The sequence below is a fragment of the Caldisphaera sp. genome (genome assembly GCF_046536515.1).
GTDB lineage: Archaea > Thermoproteota > Thermoprotei_A > Sulfolobales > Acidilobaceae > Caldisphaera.
Map to the genome: position 1 here is coordinate 1 of NZ_JAWDMQ010000023.1, position 21,873 is coordinate 21,873.

The window sequence follows — 21,873 nt, forward strand, 5'->3', positions numbered from 1 at the left end:
CCTGAACCCCTTAAGTAACCCTTCATGTTATTCAGAAAGGATTATGGCCAGTTTGTTTGATAAGTTGCTTCAACTCCATTACTAGTTATAACTTCTATAATTACAGGTGTGCCAGGGCTAATGTTAACTTTAGTATTGTTTGATGCATAAATAAGTCCGATGCTTTTAGGAGGTATATTTAAATTCCCAGAAGGTGTGTTATTAAAGAATATTAATGAATTGTTGTAGTATAAAACAGCAACGCTGCTTATAGATGTAGCAGATCCTAAATTTTGCACATATGCATAAACTATATAGTTATTTTTATGGGTTATGTTGGCAGAAGTTATTTCAATTTTTACATATAATGAGGGATCGTTATAATGAACTGATCCTACTAATCCATTTAGCCAAACGTATAGCAATATGGAAGCAGAAATAGCTACTATTATTAGCATAACTACGGCAACTATTTCAGATATAGATCTCTTTCTGTTCATTTTTTCACCGTTTATAATTTTAAAATTTGAATTTAAAAACTTTTGTTAAACAATTTTATTCCCTATGCTTTCCCTATGCTTCCCAGGGGTTCCCTAATATAGCTTAAACAGCAAATCTAAAATTGGTGAGAAAAAATGAAAGGATTTATAAAAATTGCCTCATTGCTATTGTCTTTAATGGTAATAGGGGCTATAGTCTTTCCTTTTGTAAATGCTCAGCCTTCAACCAATTCAAATAATCAGAACCAAAATTCAACATTAATACTATTAAATATAACCGAGAGAGCAATAAACTTTGCTAAAAACAATGGTATAAATGTCTCTTTGGCTGAAAAATATTATCAATTAGCATTGTCATCATATAATGAAGGTAACTATACACAAGCACAAATAGATTTACATTTGGCTATGAAGGTATTGGCTAAAGAAATGGAAAGTAAATCAGCAACGCCCATACCGCAGGCTGAAGGGATTAAAACACAATTAAAATTAATAGAAAAGTTTGTTAATGGAAGCAATTTATTTAACCAAACTTATAAAGAAATGATATTATCTCAAATAAATCAATCTCTAATATATTTAAATCAAGGAAATGTAAGCCAGGCAGCTAAGACTCTTTCAGAGATAAAGAAAGAGCTTATGCAGGCATCGGTAAAGATTTCAGAAGTTGCTAAACAAAGAGTTGCACACTTGATAAAGAACAAAATTAAAAATGAAATTAATAATATGAACCAAATGTTCAAGGCAGAGATGGGAAACGTTACATCGGAATTCAATTATAATATTAACGTAACGCCAGTTTTGAGCCTTGTTGAAAAAGAAATAGAAAGCAATTCAACTAACATAAGTGTTGCTACATATGCCCACATGTTGATTGCTTTAAACAATTTAGAGAATTTTGTATCAGGTCAAAAGATTTCATTTGTTTTTAATTTATCAGGCAGAAATAAAGAACTGTGGGGTATTTTAATTAACTTAGAAGTAATAAACAGATCTCTAAATATGGTATCTTCCAAAACAACAAATCAAAACATAAATAACGCAATAAGCCCAATGGAGGAAGCAATAAATGAGACTAAGTTCTCAATTAAAGAATGGTACATAGGTAATGATACCGGGGCTTTGAAACTTATAAATGAATCTGTTGAAAACGATTTGTTAGCTCAACAATACTTATCTAATACAACAGGTATGGCAAACATGCTCATACCTATCTCAAACAGGATATTAAATATAGACTATTTTGTGCTTAAATTAATAAATAATACTATGATAATAGGTAAAAGCGTTGAAATAGAAGGCTTTGTCATTTGGAACCTATCATCAAATAGTTACTTAATAGTGGGTCACATAATATCAATAGGAAATCATATGAGGTTTATGCCCGTAACTGAACATATGTGGCAATTAATGATAATAAACGTATCAAAGTCTACGCAAATAAACGGTACCATATATCCTAATGAAATAGTAAAAATAAACGGCATTATATCAGGTAAATACTATGCTATATATGAGGTAAACGCAACCCAAATAACGGTTTTAGGCAATTCAACAAATATAACAAATTCATAAAGGTGTTAATAGTGAATAATAAAAAGACAATAATAATTTTTTCCCTCTTCATTATTTTTTTAATTCCCTTAATAGGGCATGCTTATCAGCAATATCAATACAGTAAAATTTATGTTGATGAATATGGAGATTTAAGCGGGTACTTTATAATAAATGTAACAAACGCTCCAACTATTATAAATGTAAGTATACCTGGGAACGTATCTGCATACGCTGCTTTTAGCAACAATTTAAGCTTACCTGCCACGCTTAATAAAAATAACATTACCGTTTTGGTAGAAAATAATACTGCAGTAAACATAACATTTATTTCTTTTAATGCAGTAAGCCAAAGAGGAGAAGCATTTTTCTTAGATATAGATTTACCTTCTTATACAGACTTAATTTTGCCTAAAAATTCAGTTATAATTTATACAAATGCAACAATTCAGGGTATTAATGGAAATACAATAAGTTTATCTCCAGGAAGCATTGAAATTGAATATTCAATTCAAAATGTTACTTCCCCTATTACTACAACATCAATTACCAATACTATTACTGCCAGCAATACTACAACTTTATCATCAACACCTTTGCCAACAACTTCATCTCATGCATCAAATCTTATGTTATATGTATCTATTGGTATTATTGTTATTATAATAGCTGTCGCAGTTTTATTGCTAAGAAGGTCTAAATAAAAATATTAACAAAAGTTTTTATTTTCTATATATAAATTATTTATAGATGATCAAAATGAATGTTTGGGAAGGGTTTTGGAGAAAACATAACATATTTGATGATGATATAGTAATGGAAGTTATAAATAAAATAAACATAGTTAAAGGATCTTACATAGCTGATCTTGGATCAGGTCCAGGTAGGTTTACTATACCTCTAGCAAGAGTAGTAGGAGAAAACGGAAAGGTTTATGCAATTGATATATCAAAAGAGTCTTTAGCCACAGTGAAATACTACGCCGATAGAGAAAAATTGAATAACATTGAAATTGTTTATGCAGACATCTCAAAGAAAATACCTCTTAATAATAATTCTATAGATATAGCATTTATGGCAAACGTCTTTCATGATATAGTTTATGATGGAAAAGAATCAATTTTATTAAACGAGATAAAGAGAATATTGAAAAAAGAAGGTAAACTAATAATTTTGGAATTCAAGAAAATGAGAGGTCCTCCGGGACCGCCAATTTTTATGAGGATTTCTTTTGAAGATCTTTCTGTAATTTTGAACAGCAACGGCTTCTCATTAAAATATCTTGGAGAGATAGGCAAATACCATTATTTAATTGAAGCAAAAAATATAAATGCTTAAGCAAATTTATTTTGCATGGTGGTAAAAATTCTTAAGATAAGTAGGGGAGAGCTAATAAAAAGGATAAATTCTGTATTGGATAAGATAAAGGAAAGTAATTACGATGCAATATACTTAACAAACCCAACAAACATTTTTTATTTAACAAATATTTCAATATTATCAACAGAAAGACCATTTGCCCTTATAATTCCAGTTGATGGATCCCCAATAGCTTTTTCGCCTTCTGTAGAAAGAAATCATTTGGAATATAGAAATTCAATAGCAGGCAATATAATTAGTGAAATTTATTACTATTTTGATTATCCTGGAGAAGTTCATCCATTAAATAAAGTAGTTAATATAATTAAGAATTCTAAAATAAAAAGCATTGCAACAGATAATTTTATGGGAGCTAATTCAATATTTGGATATAGCGGGCCAAAGCTTTCTGATTTATTGCAAAAAGAAGGGATTAATGTAGGTAATGTAGGAGAAATAATAAATGAAATGAGGTTAATTAAATCAAATGAAGAAATAGAATTAATAAAAGAAAGTGGAAAATGGGCTGCAAGATCGATAAAGGTTGCTATGGATTTAATAGAGGAAAATAAATGGGACTGGGAAATATCTATTCAAGCGAGCATAAAAGTACTTCACGAAATGAATAAGAATTTTTCCCCTTATTTACCTTTAAGAGAACCCGTTGGATTAGTAGTTGGATTTAGGGGGCAAGTAGGAGAATTTTCTTCATATCCTCACGCATTGGTAAGTGAAAGACCTATCAGAAAAGGCGATGTTTTGGGAATAGGTGCTGGTCCAGAAATAGGAGGCTATTATTCAGAACTTGAAAGAACATTAATATTTGGAAAACCAAATGATAAAATTTTAAATTATTTCAATAAAATGCTTGAGTTAAGAAAAGAAGCTTTTAATATGCTAAGGCCTTATTTAAGTGCCTCTGCAGTAGATAAAGCTGTTATGGAAAAGGCTAAAGAGTTAAAAATAGATGAATTCCTAAGACATCATACGGGACACGGCTTAGGATTAGAAATCCACGAGCCTCCATTTTTAGATGTGGGTTATAATTTAGAGTTAAAGCCTGGTATGGTAGTAAGTATAGAGCCTGGTATATATAATAATTATGGAGGTTTTAGGCACAGCGACACTGTTTTAATAACAAAAAATGGGTATGAATTGTTAACTAACTTTCCAGATAATGAAGAACTTATAGTTTAACATTATTTTAATCTTTAAATGCAAAAGTTATTGGATAAAGAATTTATAAAAGTGAATTGCAAGGCATTATATAAATTTTTATTTTTCATTTTATTCTGAAACCATTGGAGCTAAAATTGCAAAGAGAATTAAGGTTGATGCTAATAATATTAGCTGCGTTGGGTCTAGTTACGGGGCTGATATTAGGAATATCAGGTATACCTATGGTAATAGGGCTAACAATAACAATAGGCTTCCTCCTTTATATTATATCGGGGTTAATATATGCTAATTCTAGGTTTATTTTCTTAGGATTAATGATAGGCGGAGATATCGGATCTATATTGACTTTATTTTCTCATCCCTTAATCTTACCTTTTCTAATAATAGAGAGGGGTAGTGGCCACGTCTCGATAGATATAGATTTCGTCCAGATCATAGTTTTTGCTGAAATAATATATCAAATAATAAAATATTTAAAAAGAAGGTGATTTTTTTTGAAACAAGAATTATCAATATATTTTTCAAGAACCATTTATGCGGCTCAATGGTACATATTGGCGCCTGCAACATTAGCTATAAGTGAAGCAGAAAATGTAAGCAAGGGTTTGATAGGTTTTCTACCATTTGCATTCATAATAGGAGCTGCCATAACTCAAATACCGGCTGCATATTTCTCATCTAAAATTTCTCCAAAGAAGACATTTTTAATTGGTCTATTCTTATTGTCTTTATCTGATATTTTGGTTCCCTTTACAAACAAGTTTATCGACGCAATATTGTTGAGAATTTTAGCAGGTCTAGGGGCGGGGCTATATTTTTCTCCCGCAGCGGCAGTCCTAGTTTCTTCAAATAAAGAAAAATCAGCAACCTTAATTGGTTTGTATAACGCTGCATTCAGCATAGGAGGACTAATAGGGCTATCTTGGGGAGTATTGGATTCGTTATTGGGTTGGAGGGAAGCAACATTTATAGGAGGACTAATAGGGTTATTGGCTTTTTTAGAAAACTTGTTTTTTGTTAAAGACGTTAAGCTATCTTCAAAAAGCAAAATAGTTTTTGATAAAAAGCTAATTATTTTAGGTATAGCTACATCAGGGATTTGGGGGAGCAGCTATGCTGTTGGCACATTGATCCCTTCTTTTGCATCTGAGCTATATAAGATTAGTTCATATAAAGTAAGTCCTTTAGTTTCCTTGTATTTCCTAGGGAATATAATAGGGGGTTCTTTAACTTCATTATTTGAGAAGAGAAATAAGTTTAATTTAATTTTATTGATGGCTACTTTAACAGGGCTTACTTACCCTCTATATGGTATAATAGGGGTATATTTTATGGCCTTTGCCTCCCTTTTAAATGGTATTCTTGTTAACATTACGAGTAGCATTTATTATGCATTGGCAATCGATGAATTAAATTCTATTAACGAATCATTGTCTTTATCAGTAATAAATCTGATAAACATGGTTATAGGTGTATGGATTTCCCCTATATTCTCATTAGCCATGTCTATAAATCTGAAGTTATCTTTATATATATTGCTTGCCTCAACTATTATACCGGTAGTATTAATTAAAAAATTATAAATTCAAAAAAAGGTTGTGGAAGTAATGGATGGAAACGAAAAAATAGCAGTAATAGCAGATTGGGATGCAGACGGAGTAATAGCTGCTGCGGCTATAGTTTATTCTCAAGAAAAGCTAGGTGTCTTTCCAGTTAAAGGTAAAAGAAAAGTAGAGCTAATACCATCGGGGCCTAGGGAATTAGAGCATGCATTTAAGGAAAAGTGTTGGGATATTTTAATTATATTGGATATACCATTCTCACAGGAAGTAAGTAAAGCTTTAGACGATTTATATTCTAGAGGGTGTAGGCCAAAGATATATTATTTTGACCATCATCCTGTAACGCTTGAAAATATGAACAATATAGAGACAAAATACAATGCTTTAGCTATATTGGGGAAAAGCCCCACTGCTATATTGGTCAGGAGGTTTTTAGACGGGCTTAATGTTAAGCTTACACCGAGGCTATCAAATTTGGTAGATGCAATAGGTACATTAGAAGGGGGAGGATGGCTTAGAAATAAACAGCAGGTACCAGAAGGCATAGTAAAGCTTGCGGCATCTATATCGAAGGCATTAAATCAAAGTAAAGATAAGGGTATATGGGAAAAATATGTTGAATGGGCTTCAAACCCTTTACCTTTTGAGCAGTCTTTATTAAAGCAGAACAGCGAAGATGATTTTAAAAACGTTATAGAGTTAGGGTTTGAGGTCTCGAAGGAAAGCGATAAAGAAATTAAAGAAAAGGCGATGGAACTTGCTATGTCGGCAAAAAATTTAGGTTATATAAAGTTTATAGATGCTAGAGATAAATGGAATAAGAGCGGTGCATCTGCTTTAACTTCAGCTATTTTTAAGATATTGAAGGTAACAACAGCTTTATTAGCTGAGAAAAAGGAGGATAATGTTAGGCTCTTAATAATAAGAAGCGGTAAGGGGGAAGCGCTAAAGATAATGAAAAACTTGTTTGTTATGGGTATAACGGAAGATGTAGGAGGTCATGGAAATATAGCTGTGGCTAAGGTTAAGCCTGAAGTAACTGTTAGGAATCTAGAGGAGGCATTGAGGAAAGCATCTGTACAATCATTGCAAGAAGGTAGTGCATGAGAGATACTAGAGAAAAGCTTATATAGAAGCGATCTCACGAATACTCTACTGGAGCTAAAATTAGTTAGGGAATAGGTGATAGATATGGCAAGTGGTTCAGGAAGCAATATACCTGTATTGATACTTAAAGAAGGTACCCAAAGATCTTATGGTAGGGAGGCTTTGAAAAACAACATATTAGCAGCAAAGGTTTTATCGGAACTATTAAAAACAAGTTTAGGTCCTCGCGGACTCGATAAGATGTTAATTGATTCTTTTGGAGACATAACTATTACAAACGATGGCGCTACAATAGTAAAAGAAATGGAAATACAGCACCCTGCAGCTAAGCTATTGGTTGAGATAGCAAAGGCTCAGGACAGTGAAGTAGGTGATGGAACTACTAGCGTAGTTGTTTTAGCAGGCAGCTTATTAGAGAAGGCAGAAAAGCTCTTAGATGATAACATACACCCATCAATAATTATAGATGGTTATACAAAGGCTATGAACAAGGCATTAGAGGTTTTAAACTCTATTGGGAAAAACATTGACGTCGAAGATGAGAGCACACTTAGGAAAATAGTTGATACAACAATATCTAGCAAATATACTGGTCAAGGGCCCGAAAAAGAAAAGATAATAAACATAGTTGTAGATGCAATTAGGACTGTTGCAGAAAAGAGGGAAGACGGATCATATTATGTTGATTTAGATAACGTTAAAGTAGAGAAAAAGAAAGGAGAGAGCTTAATGGATACTTCTCTCATTAAAGGAATTGTTATAGATAAAGAAGTTGTACATCCTGGCATGCCAAAGAGAATAGAAGATGCTAAGATAGCAGTATTAGATGCGGCTTTAGAGATACAAAAACCTGATATATCAACCAAGATAAGGGTAACAGATGTTGATCAGCTTGATAATTTCTTAGAAGAAGAAACAAAGATATTAAGAGAAATGGTAGATCAAATAGCTGCGACTGGAGCTAACGTTGTTATAACACAAAAAGGTATTGACGATGTTGCTCAACACTTCTTAGCAAAGAAAGGTATACTAGCAGCTAGAAGAGTAAAGAGGAGCGATATAGAAAAGATAGCTAAAGCAACTGGAGCAAAAATTGTAACGAGCATTAAAGATCTGAAACCAGAGAGCTTAGGTTATGCTGCATTAGTTGAAGAGAGGAAAGTAGGAAACGATAAAATGATATTCATAGAAGGCGCTAAGAATCCAAAGAGCGTCACAATATTATTAAGAGGAGCTAACGATATGCTATTAGACGAGGCAGAGAGGAACTTAAATGATGCATTGCATTCCCTTAGGAACATATTGAGGGAACCGAAGATAGTTGGGGGAGGAGGTGCTACTGAGACAGAAATAGCAATGGCTGTAAGGAGCTATGCAAGGACTATTGGAGGTAAAGAGCAGCTAGCTATTGAGGCATTTGCAGATGCATTGGAAGTCATACCCACAGTGCTTGCTGAAAGCAGCGGTATGGATCCATTAGATGCACTAATGGAGCTAAGGTCTCATCACGATAAGGGTCTAAGGTTAGCTGGTTTAAATGCAGTAGATGGAAAGGTCGTTGATGATGTAACCAAATATAATATATATGAGCCAATACTTGTTAAGAAGCAGGTAATAAAGAGCGCGTCAGAGGCTGCGATATCTTTAATGAAAATAGACGATTTAATTGCCGCTTCAGCACCCAAATCAGAATCCAAACCAGGTCAAGGAGGAGAAGGGCCTTCCGGAATGCCTTCCGGAATGCCTGGCGGCATGGGTATGTAATCTAATTAATTTTTTGATTCTCTTTTTTGAGGAAACTTTTGTAAAAATTAATTATTTTTTAGGGTAATATAATTGTTGGAAACAAGTTGGATTTAGAGGTTAGAATAAATAATGTCGATAGAGCTGCTGAACCCAATGCTTAAAGACGTTATAAGCAGCTTGGGTTATAAAAAGCTTTTGCCAATACAAGAAAAGGCTATACCAGTTATTTTGAGAGGTAACCATGCATTAATAATATCTCCAACCGGTTCCGGGAAGACTGAGGCAGCATTTCTACCTGTAGTTTCTTCTGTTTTAAACAAGAAAAGGGAAGAAGGAATAAAGGCAATATATATAACCCCTTTAAGGGCTTTAAATAGGGACATATCATATAGAATAGAAAAAATAGTTTCAGGAGTTGGTTTAACGGTATTTTTAAGGCATGGGGATACTACGCAGTCTCAAAGAAAAAGGTTTTTGGAAAATCCTCCAGATTTTATGGTAACTACTCCCGAGAGTTTAAACTTGCTTTTAACTATAAAAAATAAAAGGAGTATGTGGGAAAAAGTTTCTTATGTAATTGTTGATGAACTTCAAGAGTTATTAGATAATAAAAGGGGAGTTGAGCTGTCATTAATTTTGGAAAGACTTGATGAAATATCTAAAAATAGAATACAGAGGATAGGCCTATCTGCAACTCTATCTGAAAAGTCAAAAAAAGAGGCTGCAAATTTATTGGCTTACAACAGAAAAGTAGAAATTGTTGAGGATTATTCTACAAAGAAATATGAAATATCAATAAGAGTTAACGGTAATGAAGATCAATGGGATAACATAGTTAAAAGCATGGCAGAAATAATAAATAATAATAAAGGATCTGTCTTAGTTTTTACTAATATAAGGTCTGTTGCGGAAAAGCTTTCAACGGACCTATCAAAAATCTTAGGAAATGTTGCAGTTCATCACGGAAGCCTTTCTAGGGATGTTAGGGAAAGAGCGGAAAAGATGTTTAGGGAAGGCGGAGTAAAGGCATTAGTTTCTACCGCATCAATGGAGTTAGGGATAGATATAGGTAAAATAGACACTGTTTTGCAATTTATGTCTCCCAGGCAAGTAATTGTTATGCTCCAAAGAACTGGTAGATCTGGTCATAGGATAGGGGACGTAAGCAGAGGAATTATAATTACTATGGATAATTTATTCGAAATACTTGAATCTGGAGTCATTTCTCTAAGGTCTGAAAAAGGAGAGCTTGAGGACTTAACTTTGCCAAAAAATTCTATGGATGCCTTAGCGCATCAGTTAGTAGCAATGCTTGTAGAAGGGAATTCTGATAACATAGACAAGTCTTTAAGCATAGTAAAAAGGGCATATCCTTTTTCGAAAATATCGTATGAAGAAATGAAAAGGGTTTTAGACCATTTAAATAATGTTAGAATAATTAAGTTCGACGAGGAAACAGGGGCAATTTACCAATCCAGGAGAACAAGGAAATATTTATATGGTGTTTCAATGATACCTGATGAAGTAAGCTTTACAGTATATGACATTTCATCAAATTCTAAGGTTGGAGAAATAAGTGAAAGGTTTGTGGAAACTGCAGTTTTGGAGGAAGGAAAAGAAAACTTTAGGTTTACTTTAGCAGGTAAGGTATGGGAAGCAGTTACAATAGATTACGAAGAAGAAAAAGTGGAAGCAAAGCCTATTGCAATAAATGAAGGTGCGATTCCGATATGGGAAGGGGAATTAATACCGGTTTCCTATAGCGTTTCAAGGGAAGTCTGCTCTTTGATTAGCCTGGGAATGATAGATGAGGAAGAAGTAAAATCCTTATTAAAAAAGAGGAAAGTACCAGAAGAATCTATTTCTAGGTTAATTAATGTATTAAAAAATACAAAAAGTGTTTGGAATATAGATTTGACTCCCCAAAATTTAATTGTCGAGGAAGTAAATGGGAGCTCTATTTTATATACATGCTTGGGTAGTAAAGGTAATTTTTTATTGGCATTGATTTTATCTAAGATTATTGAAAAATACATTAAGGTTCAAATAGATTACATACCATATGCAATTATCTTTACTTCTCCTACAGGTGTCTCAGCTAATTTAGTGAAAGAAGCCTTATATGAGCTTAAAAAAACGGATGCACCGGAAATTATGGTTTTGTCTCAAGATGCTGTTAAAAACTCAATAGTTTATATATCAAGGTTTTTGCAAGTAGCTAAAAGGCTAGGCGTTGTTGATGTTGATATAAAAATACCTCTAGAGCTGGGTAAAAAGATGATTGATGCTTATAGAAACACTATTGTAGATGAAGAAACTATTAGGGAAATAATTTATGATAAGTTTGATATAGATTCTTTAATGAAATTTAAAGAAGAGTTTAAGGATGTAAACGTTGTAAAGCTTAGAGAGCCGAGCCCATTAACTAAGGAAGTTCTTTCAAATCCGTATTTAAGAAAGGATTTAGCTACAAATCTAAAATCCCTTGCTATTGATTATATTATTCAAGGACTTAGGAAAAATGCCTTAAACAGGGAGGTAGCATTTGTTTGTATTGCCTGCGGTGAAACTTGGGAAAACAAGGTAAAAGATTTAGGTAATGTTATTAGGTGTCCTAAATGTAAAAGCATGATGGTAGCTCCTATGCCTAACACCGATTGGGGTAAAAATGCAATAAATATTTTCAGGCAGTGGAAAAGAGGGGAACTAAAGAAACTAAGCAAAGATCAAAAGAAGATTATAGATGAAATTAAAGATAGGGGGACCCTTTATATAAACTATGCATCGCAAAATTTAGGGAGATATGTCATTGAAGCCTTAATGACTCAGGGCGTAGGTCCTAGAGCAACTAAAAAGGTCATAGAGGCTTATATGAAAGGAGGGGATAAGGAGTTCTATAAGGCCTTGCTTAAAGCAAAAGAAGAATACATATCATATAAAAAATACTGGAGCTGATAAAAGAGCGCTATAATTATGAAGAAAAATTCATGTATTTTTGGGCACAACTTTATAAAACCTTATTTTATATATGACTTTGGAGCCGCGGTAGTATAGTCCGGTCCAGTATGCGGGCCTCTCGAGCCCGTGACCCGGGTTCAAATCCCGGCCGCGGCATAAAACAGTTTTGATGTTTTATTAGGCCGAATTCTTTTTAATAATAGAAATCTTATTATATTTATTTTAACTGTTGGAATAAAGTAAAAAACTGCTAAGATGTTACCTCTCTATATGAAGAAAATAACCGGAAATATGAGCCCTGTGCCTTTAGACTCAAAGAAGTATCATAACCTAATATGATAGTATAGTTGTTTAGTATTAGTACCCAAACCTAATCATTATTGAATATAAAATGATTAAAATGAAAGTGTAGAAAAAATGAGGTAAGCATCTGGGGTTTCTCCCCTTATTTATTTTTGAGCATATTAGCATATTAAGGGAAAAATAATGTGGTTCGCAATAGCGATGCTGTTCATGGCTTTGTTATCGTCATTAGACATAGGAATATATTCATATATTGGCTATAAAACAAGCGTAACCCCTTTTCAATACGGATTAATTAGTGCTATGTGGAGTGCTGTATTTATTGCGTCAAATTTATTTTTGGGTAAGATATCTGATAAGGGTAACAACAAATTTTTGATTGTAATTTCATTTCTTTCAATTATGGTAACAGGAGTTCTCTTCTCTTTTCATAGCCTTACATTCTTAGCTATTGCTTATATGTTTCATGCATTAGGCGTTGCGTCGTCTAATTTAGCTGTTTCTACAACAATTTTTGAAATGAAGAGCAGTGATAGGTGGAAATATTATATAGAGCTTCAAAAGTTTTCCTATTATTTGATTAGGGGTTTTGGTCTTTTATCATTTTATTTTATAGGTAATATTATCCCCTTAGATTATTTTATATATTTTTCAGTTGCGATTGGATTTCTTACTTTCTTATCATTACCTAAGGTAAACCTTAGAATGGAAAGGGTTTTACATTCATTTTCTCAAGACTTTAACTCTATAGCTAATCATATAAAAATACTTTCATATTTAGCATACGACAGCATAAGTTCTTTACCTAATGCTGTAAAACAAGGATACATATCATATAAAGCTGTCTCAACAAAAATGATTTCATTATCTATGTTTTTTGCCACCTTTACTGGAGACTATATTTTTACAATACTTCCTCTTCTTATAAAATCATATATAAGCTTAGGTTTACTCTGGCTTTCTTATGGAATAACAGCTCTAATAATAAGTTTCTCTTTAATTCTATTTTCCATGTTTTCAAATACGGGCAATAAAAAGGTAGCCATTTCTTTAATAATTTCTAGAGGTATTTGGCTTGTTTCAGTATTATCTTTTATAAACAATACTTTAAATTTAATAGCATATATAGCTATATCTTCTGTTTTGTTTAGCATGATCGACATAGCTTTGTATAATATATTTTCAGAAGGTTCAAGCGGTTATGGATCTCACATTTATTACACGCTTAGGGAATTAGGTACATTGACCGGTTCTTTATTAGTAGGGATAGCTTATACTTTAGGAAAAGAAGTTTTTATTACAATACCTATAATAACTACCATAATATCTGCTGTAATGTTGCTAATAGCATGAGTTACTGCAAAATTAAGCAACAAGGTAGAATATTTAGAACTTTAAGGCCAAAGACTTTTAAAAACTATTGTAAAATTTAGGTTTAAAATGTTACTAAAAAATGAGGTTTTCCTACCATAGTGAACCACCCTGCGCTTATGGCAGACATTTTCACCTCGTGATAAAGTTTTCCTGTTTTTTAGAGAGGCATTATCTCCCTTAAAGCAGAAGTCCTATAAACAGTTTTGTAGTGTGGAAGAGAGTTTACGGAGATTTACTTTCTACATTAAGTCTCCTTAGTCCCAAGGTTGCAACCAGTTCTTACAGCCAAGGTCTATGTATGATTATTTTGCAGCAAATAAAAACCTTTGAGGACTATTCATCCTTCCTTACAGAAGTGGACTATCATTCCCTTTGCATAATATTGCTTTTTGCCCTTGTAGTCCCATACATATCCACACCTAGGACATTTAAGTTTTACCACTACTTACCACAAGATAACTAATAAGGAAATAGCCCTTATAAGCTTTTCTCATCCCCGCCCTAAAAGGCGAGGCTTTCAGTTGTAAATGTGATGAGTATCATGGGAAACAATAAAAGGTTAATAGACGTTTTAACGGATGTTGGTAATATAAAAATCGTTAATGACAAAAGAATTTATATGCCATCTGATGATAGCTTTTTGATTATAAAAGCAATGCTTATTCTAAAAAATAAAGGGTATTCGTTTAATAGAATAATAGACATAGGAACAGGCTCTGGGATCTTATCTATAGCAGCTCAAAGAATATTTGATCCTAAAGTATTGGTTTCAATAGATATTTCACCGTATGCAGTTGTTAATGCCAAAAAAGCAATAGAAAAAGAAGGAGTAAGAAACCTTGTTATAAGATGTGATGGAACTTCATGCTTAAGAGGAAAATATGATTTATCTATTGTAAACCCTCCCTACTTGCCATCAAATGACAAAATAAAAAAAGGGAGTTGGATAGTGAAAACATGGCAAGAAGGTAGAAATCATAAAAAACTTTGCCTTTCATCTACAATATCAGAAAATATATTGATTTTAAAGTCAAGTTTATCTAAGTTTAATCAAGATAAATGCCTTAAGAAATTTAATTATAATAAAATTGAATTAGTTAAAACAAATGCATTTATGGAAAGGCTTGAGGTAAATTTTTGGGAAAACCTGAAGTGAACTGTTCTAAAAAGCTATCCTTATCATAGAAAACCCCTTCAATCTCATGAGGTGAAATTAATAGCCTTTATCTTGAATTAATGGAGATTATTCTCTATATATTTGAAAATTGAATCAATCCTATATAGTAGTTCTTTGTTTTTAGTTTCATATTTAAAGTTAGCAATATCTTTTAATATGGAATTTAGTTGCTTATTTATTTCAATGTTTAATTCAAGTTTTTCTGCCTCTATTTTTGGTCCTCCTTCCATAAATCCTTCAGGATAATACCAATCCTTTAACCAAATGAATCCAAGGTTAAATAACTTAAAGCCAAGTCGAGTTAAAACGGGTGGTACACCTAGTCTTAGTTCTTTTAAAGTCTTTTCATCGTTTGTATATTCAACAAACAGCTTATCGCCATGTTCTAGATTTTCAGAAAGAAATTCTAATATTGCCATTTCTATTTTACTTTCATAGTATTCTAAATAATGATTTCCCATTTCTATTTTACTTTGTATATCAAAAATTTCTACCCATGGTTTATAGAAAGGCGACCTTCCTAGAAAAACTTTCATTTTTATCAAGTTTAACATATTTTTGTCATATCTTAATTTTAATGAGAGGTTTCTTTCTTCTTTAAATCTTCCTTTTAATACTCTCTCTGCCTTAATTTCATAATTCTCAATTTTAAATCCTTCTTTTAACTTTTTAATAAGATCCTTTTTCAACTCTATTTCTTTATTAATATAAAAAAGAGAAATTTATAAGAATATGTTAGTATTTTTTTAAATTTTAAATATACATTAATATAATGTAATTAATCCGATAATAACCTTTTGTTAACCCCCCGGTTAACAATGAAAAATTTTAATCTTACACAGTTTAAAAAGCATTCTATTATAAAATATTTGGAAATGTAATTCATTTTTCTACACCATAAACCATGGCCTTAAGTATGAGTAGTTTGCCAAATTATTTTTATATAGTTTACTATAGAAAAGTTTATATAGAAGCTCGCTCACATAAGAATCTCGGCAGTTGATTAGATAGGGTGAAAGTATATGTCGATGCCTATTGAAAACATGGGAGTACCTGTTATAATATTAAAAGAAGGTACTGAGAGATCTTATGGTAAGGAAGCTGTTAGGAATAATTTAATGGCAGCAAGAGCTATTTCGGAAATTTTAAAAACAACATATGGTCCTAAAGGAATGGATAAAATGCTTGTAGACAGCCTAGGAGATGTAACAATTACAAACGACGGTGCAACAATATTAGACAAGATGGATTTGCAGCACCCAGCCGGTAAGATGCTTGTCCAAGTTGCTAAGGGTCAAGATGAGGAAGCAGGAGATGGTACTAAAACTTCAGTTATTTTTGCCGGAGAGCTTTTAAAGGAAGCAGAAAACCTTTTAGAGAAAAACATACATCCAACAATAATTATTAACGGTTATAAGCAGGCATTACAGAAGGCAATTGAAGTGTTGGAAAAGATTTCTGAACCAGTTAGCTTAGATGATCAAGAAAAATTGCTATTAGTTGCTAAAACAAGCTTAAACAGTAAAGCAGTATCAGAGGCAAGAGAACACTTTGCAAAAATTGCAGTAGAAGCCGTTAGAGCTATTGCAGAAAAAAGAGGAGATAAGAATTTTGCAGATATAAACAACATACAAATAGTTAAAAAATATGGGGGTAGCTTATTAGATACTCAATTGATTTATGGTATAGTTATTGATAAGGAAGTTGTTCATCCTGACATGCCAAAGCGTGTAAAGAATGCAAAGATAGCTTTATTAGATGCTTCATTGGAAATTGAAAAGCCAGAGTTGGATATGGAAATTAGCCTATCATCCCCTGAATCAATGAAAAAGTTATTAGACAAACAAGAAAAAATGTTATCAGAAAAAGTTGAGAAAATAGCTGCGACTGGAGCTAACGTTGTTATAACACAAAAAGGTATTGACGATGTTGCTCAACACTTCTTAGCAAAGAAAGGTATACTAGCAGCTAGGAGAGTAAAGAGGAGCGATATAGAGAAGCTTGCTAAAGCAACTGGAGCAAGAATAGTTACTAACCTAGACGATTTGAAGTCCGAAGATTTAGGATTTGCAGAAAATGTTGAAGAAAAGAAGATTGGAGATGACAAAATGATATTTGTAGAAGGCGCTAAGAATCCAAAGAGCGTCACAATATTAATACGCGGTGGATTTGAAAGATTAGTTGAGGAAGCCGATAGGGCAATTCACGATGCATTAAGTGCTGTAGCAGATGCAATAGTTGATAATAAAATAGTAGCAGGGGGAGGCGCAGTTGAAGAAGAAATTGCTAAAGAATTAAGAGAATGGTCTAAAGGTGTACCAGGTAAAACACAAATAGCAGTAGAATCGTTTATAAAATCATTAGAAGCATTGCCGCAAACAATAGCTTTTAATGCTGGTCACGACCCAATAGATATATTAATGAAATTGAGAAGCGCTCATTCAGATGACTCAAAGAAATGGTATGGGATTGATATAGAAACTGGAAACATAGTAGATATGTGGTCAAAAGGAGTTATAGAACCAATGAGAGTTAAGGCTAATGCGTTAAAAGCAGGAACTGATGCAGCAAGCTTAATATTAAGAATAGATGATATGATTGCAGCTAAGAAGAGTGGAGGAGCCGGCGGAAAGGGTCCGAGCGGTAAATCATCAGAAGAAGAATCCAGTAAAGAATCTAGCAGCGATTAAACCTAATTTTCTAATTCATTTTTTATTTCTGTATTATATTTATTCTTTGGGTTAAAAGAATGATCAGTGGCCATCCAATAGATTTACCTCAAAGAATTATTATTGGGGAAAACGTTTTAGACAATATTGGAACTCAAGTTTCTGAGCTATTTAATAAGGGAAAGTCTGTTTTAGTTTTTACGGGCCCGAATGTATATAAAAAATATTATAATAAGGTTAAGGAGAGCTTAGAAGATAAAGGTTTTTCAGTATCGTATATGATAACTGATATGCCTACAGTTGAATATGCTAAATCATTGTCTGACGAGGTATCTAAAGATAATTTTGATATACTGTTAGGTTTGGGAGGAGGAAGAAGTATTGATTTAACAAAATACGTTGCAATGAACCTTGATAAGAACTTTATAAGCGTACCTACTGCAGCAAGCCATGATGGTATAACAAGCCCTTTTGTTACTTTAAGAGGCTTTGATAGGTTTCATTCTAAGCCAGCTAAACCACCCAAATTAATATTAATAGATATAAATATTATAATTGATGCTCCAAAAAGGCATAATGCTGCAGGATTTGGTGATTTAATAGGTAAATATACATCTGTATTAGATTGGCGCTTAGCTCATAAACTAAAAGGGGAGTACTATGGTGAATATGCAGCAAGCTTAGCATTAATGAGTGCTAAACATGTTAGCATATACTCAAATGAAATAGGTCTTGGCAATAAAGAAGGGATAAGAGTACTATCGGAAGCATTGGTTAGCAGTGGGGTCGCTATGTGTATTGCAGGAAGCTCCAGACCGGCTAGTGGATCGGAGCACCTTTTTGCTCATGCGTTGGAGATGGTAAGCAAAAACCCACCATTACATGGAGAGGCTGTTGGTGTGGGCACAATAATGATGTCGTACCTATATGGAAAAGACTGGAGAAGAATTAGGAAACTATTAAAGACTGTTGGAGCCCCTACCAATTATAAAGAATTAGGTGTAACGGAAGAAGAAATATTAAAGGCATTGACAAAAGCTGTAAGTATTAGGCCAGAAAGGTACACAATTTTAGGTGAAAGCGGGTTAAATGAAAAAGCTGCAGAAGAACTTGCTAAAAATACCTTTGTTATAGGGTAGCAAGTTTAAAACAGATCTTAATAATTAAACTCTGATTGTATTTTTACAACTGAAAGCCTCGCCCTTTAGGGCAGGGATGAGAGAATAGGTTTATAAAAGACATAACCGTTAACATAAAAGATCTTATGCTTAAGCTAATCACTACACCTTATCTTAGATTAAGGTAATACATAAGCTTAAATAGAGCCGGCTAAAAAAATGAAATAAGCAAATAATGCTCCTAGTTAAAAACAGAATAATAAATTTCTTTATTATTGCTCTTACCTTTTATATTTTTTATTAAAATTTATAAACAAACGTTTATTAATAGAAATATTTTATAAATATAGTTTAGTTTGAACAATGCCCATATATCATTTTTATCTAACATAAAAATTAAAACGTTTGAAAATCCTGAGATGTTTGGTGAAAATAAATTGATGCCATTTGATAAAGAAAAATCATTAAAGGCTCTTCATGGGACAACTACGGTTGGATTTATAACTAAAGATGCAGTAATCTTGGCTGCAGATAAAAGAGCAACTGCAGGTACTTTAATAGCTAGCAGAACTGTTAAAAAAATAGTTAAGATAACAGATTATGCTGCAATGACTATAGCAGGTCTGGTTGCAGACGCGCAAATGCTTGCAGATTCAATAAGAGAAGAAGCAAGATTGTATGAGACGACTAATAAAAGGAAATTAACAGTTAAGGGCATGGCAACCTTATTAGCTAATGTATTGTTTTCAACAAAATATTATCCGTATTTAGTTCAATTAATAATTGGGGGTTATGATACAGAGCCTAGATTATATAGCTTAGATTACTTTGGAAGCATTACGGAAGAAAAGATGACATCTACAGGCTCAGGCTCTCCTGTTGCATTAGGAGTGCTAGAGAGAGATTATAAACAAGATATGAGCATAGAGGAGGCTATGAATTTGGCGGCAAGAGCAGTTAAAGTAGCTATTATGAGAGACTCTGCAACCGGTGATGGTGTGGATGTATTTGCAATAACCTCTAAGGGAATAAGAGAAAGTTTTATACCTCTCCAGCAACTCCTTTCTTAAAAGGATAAGAGAGATTTTAATAAAAAAATTTTATTTATCCCGGTGATTTAATTTGGAAGAAGCTAGCCAAGAAAGATTAATATCAGGACAAAAGCTTAGATCTATGATAGTCAGTGAAATTTTGAAGAATGTAAGAGATGCAGAAATATCAAGTATAGACTTTGAAGGTCCTGAAATCGCAATTTATGTTAAAAATCCTCAATGGATTTTAGAGGGAGAAGAAAAGATAAGAGAACTAGCAAAGCAATTAAGGAAAAGGATGGTTATAAGGACTGATCCTAAAGCCAGAAAAACAAGAGAAGCTACAATTCAATATATTATGGAGAATACGCCTGAAGAGGCAGGTATCACACCAAGTGATATACAATTCGATGAAGTATTAGGAGAAGTTAGAGTGTTTGCTGATAAACCGGGTAAGCTTCTTGGGAAAGGTAAACCTTTTAGAAACCAGGTATTGGCAAATACTGGTTGGAGATTGGAAGTTCAAAGAAAATCCCCATTGGTTAGTAAAACCCTTGCTTCAGTTTTAGAATTATATATAAGGGCTTCATCTGAAAGAAGGAAGGCTTTAAGAGAAATAGGGGAAAGAATTTATAGGGAAATGATAGTAGGTCCAAAAAATATAAGAGTTATAGGTCTAGGCAGTTTTGGGGAAGTAGGTAGATCATCTATATTACTTGATACCGGTGAAAGCAAAATACTTTTGGATGCAGGCTTTGCTCAGAGTGGATATTCAACAGATGCTTACCCTTACTTTGATGCACCTGAATTTAGATTAGAAGATTTGGATGCAATAGTTATATCTCATGCCCATATGGATCATATGGGTTTACTTCCGATTTTATACAAATACGGATATCGTGGGCCTTCGTATATGACCCCTCCTACAAGGGACATAACTGTTTTAATGCTAAAAGATTTTATAGATCTGTTCGTGAAAGAAGGGAAAGAGCCTCCATTTACTATGAAAGACATAAATACTATGTTAACAAGAACTATTACAGTTAATTATAATGTTGTAACGGATCTATCGCCTGATGCTAAGCTGACATTTTCTGATGCAGGCCATATTTTGGGCTCTGCATTGACCCATATTCATATTGGACAAGGTCTTTTTAACATACTTTACACAGGTGATATAAAATATTATAAGGCTAAAGAAGAATTAAATACAACAAGACTACAACCACCAGCGAATACAGAATTCCATAGGGTAGAAGCTTTAATTATGGAAACGACTTATGGGGCTACTGAAACTGCTACTAGAGAAGAGGCTGAAACACAGTTATTTGAATTAATTAAAAAAGTTTATGATAGAAAAGGAAAAATTTTAATTCCAGTGATGGCTGTAGGTAGAGCGCAAGACATGATGGTTTTAATTAATAAAGCATCTCAGGACAAAAAAATACCAGAGATGCCGATATATATTGATGGTTTAATATATGAAGTTACAGCCATTTATACTTCTTACCCAGAATTACTAGCTAAACCTATAAGAGATGAAATACTGCATAACGATAATAATCCATTTATAGGGCCTAATATGGTATTTGTTAACGATTCTAGTAAAAGAGATGAAGCTATATTTAGCCAAGGGCCTGCCATAATAATTTCAACAAGTGGCATGATGACAGGTGGACCTATTTTGGAGTACTTTAAAAACTTAGCTGATAATCAGAACAATGCTCTAGTATTTGTTAGCTATCAGGCCTCGGGGACTCTTGGAAGGAAAATTGTAGAAGGTGAAAAGGAAATACAAATGATGGATGGGAATCAATTGAAGACTATTAAGGTAAATTTAGAAGTGCAAAGAATAGAAGGATTTTCTGGACATGCTAACAGAAGTGAGCTTCAAGGATTTCTAAGAGGTCTAACCCCTAAGCCAAGGGTTATAATTTTAAATCATGGAGAGCCAAGTCAAACAATATCGTTCGGAATTTTAATTAAACAAAAATGGGACAAGCTGGGATTTGAGTCAATGCCAGAAGTAGTATATCCGGAAAACTTAGAAGCTGTTAGAGTATTCCCTAGAAACATAAAACTTCATTCTATGCTAAACTATTTGCAAACAGGGGGCTGAATATTAAGATATTATTCAACATTTAATTTTCAGCATATTATGCAAACATTAATAAAAGGAATTTTCGCAAAAGCTATTTAATAATTTTGTAAATATAAATCTTTTTATGATAAAGAAATTATTACAAATGAAAGCCTC

Annotated in this window: 17 protein-coding genes and 1 tRNA gene; 16 read left to right on the forward strand and 2 right to left on the reverse strand. The window is 33.0% G+C overall.

Annotation, left to right across the window (positions count from 1 at the left end):
- Nucleotides 1-41: 41 nt before the first annotated feature.
- The gene (locus RXO53_RS04675; protein ID WP_410713094.1) at nucleotides 42-479 is read right to left on the reverse strand and encodes a hypothetical protein; all 438 of its coding nucleotides are present in this window, start codon (nucleotides 477-479) and stop codon (nucleotides 42-44) included.
- A gap of 135 nt (nucleotides 480-614) precedes the next feature.
- Between RXO53_RS04675 and RXO53_RS04680 the strand changes: the two genes are divergently transcribed.
- The 12 genes from RXO53_RS04680 (at nucleotide 615) to RXO53_RS04735 (ending at nucleotide 14,777) form a co-directional block, all read left to right on the forward strand.
- Nucleotides 615-2,054 (forward strand): hypothetical protein, encoded by a 1,440-nt coding sequence (locus tag RXO53_RS04680; protein ID WP_410713095.1) that lies wholly within the window; start codon nucleotides 615-617, stop codon nucleotides 2,052-2,054.
- Between the two features lie 11 nt (nucleotides 2,055-2,065).
- Nucleotides 2,066-2,737, forward strand: coding sequence for a hypothetical protein (locus RXO53_RS04685; protein WP_410713096.1), 672 nt, complete (start codon nucleotides 2,066-2,068; stop codon nucleotides 2,735-2,737).
- A 55-nt stretch (nucleotides 2,738-2,792) separates the two neighbouring features.
- On the forward strand, nucleotides 2,793-3,371 hold the full coding sequence (locus RXO53_RS04690) for a class I SAM-dependent methyltransferase (RefSeq protein WP_410713097.1): 579 nt from the start codon (nucleotides 2,793-2,795) through the stop codon (nucleotides 3,369-3,371).
- A gap of 15 nt (nucleotides 3,372-3,386) precedes the next feature.
- Nucleotides 3,387-4,589 carry a M24 family metallopeptidase gene (locus tag RXO53_RS04695; RefSeq protein ID WP_410713098.1) on the forward strand — a complete coding sequence of 401 codons (1,203 nt, stop codon included), beginning with the start codon at nucleotides 3,387-3,389 and terminating at the stop codon, nucleotides 4,587-4,589.
- 104 nt (nucleotides 4,590-4,693) lie between these two features.
- Nucleotides 4,694-5,059 (forward strand): hypothetical protein, encoded by a 366-nt coding sequence (locus tag RXO53_RS04700; RefSeq protein ID WP_410713099.1) that lies wholly within the window; start codon nucleotides 4,694-4,696, stop codon nucleotides 5,057-5,059.
- A 6-nt stretch (nucleotides 5,060-5,065) separates the two neighbouring features.
- The gene (locus RXO53_RS04705) at nucleotides 5,066-6,154 is read left to right on the forward strand and encodes an MFS transporter (protein WP_410713100.1); all 1,089 of its coding nucleotides are present in this window, start codon (nucleotides 5,066-5,068) and stop codon (nucleotides 6,152-6,154) included.
- Nucleotides 6,155-6,178: 24 nt separating this feature from the next.
- Nucleotides 6,179-7,240 (forward strand): phosphoesterase, encoded by a 1,062-nt coding sequence (locus tag RXO53_RS04710; protein WP_410713101.1) that lies wholly within the window; start codon nucleotides 6,179-6,181, stop codon nucleotides 7,238-7,240.
- 84 nt (nucleotides 7,241-7,324) lie between these two features.
- Nucleotides 7,325-9,004, forward strand: coding sequence for a thermosome subunit alpha (thsA, locus tag RXO53_RS04715; RefSeq protein ID WP_410713102.1), 1,680 nt, complete (start codon nucleotides 7,325-7,327; stop codon nucleotides 9,002-9,004).
- A 111-nt stretch (nucleotides 9,005-9,115) separates the two neighbouring features.
- On the forward strand, nucleotides 9,116-11,941 hold the full coding sequence (locus tag RXO53_RS04720) for a DEAD/DEAH box helicase (protein WP_410713103.1): 2,826 nt from the start codon (nucleotides 9,116-9,118) through the stop codon (nucleotides 11,939-11,941).
- 84 nt (nucleotides 11,942-12,025) lie between these two features.
- Nucleotides 12,026-12,100 (forward strand) — tRNA-Glu (locus RXO53_RS04725).
- Between the two features lie 330 nt (nucleotides 12,101-12,430).
- The gene (locus tag RXO53_RS04730) at nucleotides 12,431-13,600 is read left to right on the forward strand and encodes an MFS transporter (RefSeq protein ID WP_410713104.1); all 1,170 of its coding nucleotides are present in this window, start codon (nucleotides 12,431-12,433) and stop codon (nucleotides 13,598-13,600) included.
- Nucleotides 13,601-14,162: 562 nt separating this feature from the next.
- On the forward strand, nucleotides 14,163-14,777 hold the full coding sequence (locus RXO53_RS04735) for a methyltransferase (protein WP_410713105.1): 615 nt from the start codon (nucleotides 14,163-14,165) through the stop codon (nucleotides 14,775-14,777).
- Nucleotides 14,778-14,854: 77 nt separating this feature from the next.
- Here the strand turns inward: RXO53_RS04735 and RXO53_RS04740 are convergent, their stop codons facing one another.
- Nucleotides 14,855-15,487 carry a DUF1122 family protein gene (locus tag RXO53_RS04740; RefSeq protein ID WP_410713106.1) on the reverse strand — a complete coding sequence of 211 codons (633 nt, stop codon included), beginning with the start codon at nucleotides 15,485-15,487 and terminating at the stop codon, nucleotides 14,855-14,857.
- A 339-nt stretch (nucleotides 15,488-15,826) separates the two neighbouring features.
- On the opposite strand from RXO53_RS04740, the gene thsB reads away from it, so the two are divergent.
- From thsB to RXO53_RS04760, 4 genes are all read left to right on the forward strand, one after another.
- The gene (gene thsB / locus RXO53_RS04745) at nucleotides 15,827-17,488 is read left to right on the forward strand and encodes a thermosome subunit beta (RefSeq protein WP_410713109.1); all 1,662 of its coding nucleotides are present in this window, start codon (nucleotides 15,827-15,829) and stop codon (nucleotides 17,486-17,488) included.
- 59 nt (nucleotides 17,489-17,547) lie between these two features.
- The gene (locus RXO53_RS04750) at nucleotides 17,548-18,606 is read left to right on the forward strand and encodes an NAD(P)-dependent glycerol-1-phosphate dehydrogenase (RefSeq protein WP_410713107.1); all 1,059 of its coding nucleotides are present in this window, start codon (nucleotides 17,548-17,550) and stop codon (nucleotides 18,604-18,606) included.
- Nucleotides 18,607-19,004: 398 nt separating this feature from the next.
- On the forward strand, nucleotides 19,005-19,655 hold the full coding sequence (gene psmB, locus RXO53_RS04755) for an archaeal proteasome endopeptidase complex subunit beta (protein WP_410713110.1): 651 nt from the start codon (nucleotides 19,005-19,007) through the stop codon (nucleotides 19,653-19,655).
- Nucleotides 19,656-19,707: 52 nt separating this feature from the next.
- Nucleotides 19,708-21,735 (forward strand): beta-CASP ribonuclease aCPSF1, encoded by a 2,028-nt coding sequence (locus tag RXO53_RS04760; RefSeq protein WP_410713108.1) that lies wholly within the window; start codon nucleotides 19,708-19,710, stop codon nucleotides 21,733-21,735.
- Nucleotides 21,736-21,873 lie beyond the last annotated feature (138 nt).

Excerpts from the sequence above, each read along its gene's own strand:
- RXO53_RS04675 (WP_410713094.1), bottom strand. The coding sequence starts at position 479 with ATGAACAGAAAGAGATCTATATCTGAAATAGTTGCCGTAGTTATGCTA.
- RXO53_RS04680 (WP_410713095.1), top strand. The coding sequence starts at position 615 with ATGAAAGGATTTATAAAAATTGCCTCATTGCTATTGTCTTTAATGGTA.
- RXO53_RS04690 (WP_410713097.1), top strand. The coding sequence starts at position 2,793 with ATGAATGTTTGGGAAGGGTTTTGGAGAAAACATAACATATTTGATGAT.
- RXO53_RS04695 (WP_410713098.1), top strand. The coding sequence starts at position 3,387 with ATGGTGGTAAAAATTCTTAAGATAAGTAGGGGAGAGCTAATAAAAAGG.
- RXO53_RS04710 (WP_410713101.1), top strand. The coding sequence starts at position 6,179 with ATGGATGGAAACGAAAAAATAGCAGTAATAGCAGATTGGGATGCAGAC.
- thsA (WP_410713102.1), top strand. The coding sequence starts at position 7,325 with ATGGCAAGTGGTTCAGGAAGCAATATACCTGTATTGATACTTAAAGAA.
- RXO53_RS04720 (WP_410713103.1), top strand. The coding sequence starts at position 9,116 with ATGTCGATAGAGCTGCTGAACCCAATGCTTAAAGACGTTATAAGCAGC.
- RXO53_RS04730 (WP_410713104.1), top strand. The coding sequence starts at position 12,431 with ATGTGGTTCGCAATAGCGATGCTGTTCATGGCTTTGTTATCGTCATTA.
- RXO53_RS04735 (WP_410713105.1), top strand. The coding sequence starts at position 14,163 with ATGGGAAACAATAAAAGGTTAATAGACGTTTTAACGGATGTTGGTAAT.
- thsB (WP_410713109.1), top strand. The coding sequence starts at position 15,827 with ATGCCTATTGAAAACATGGGAGTACCTGTTATAATATTAAAAGAAGGT.
- RXO53_RS04750 (WP_410713107.1), top strand. The coding sequence starts at position 17,548 with ATGATCAGTGGCCATCCAATAGATTTACCTCAAAGAATTATTATTGGG.
- psmB (WP_410713110.1), top strand. The coding sequence starts at position 19,005 with ATGTTTGGTGAAAATAAATTGATGCCATTTGATAAAGAAAAATCATTA.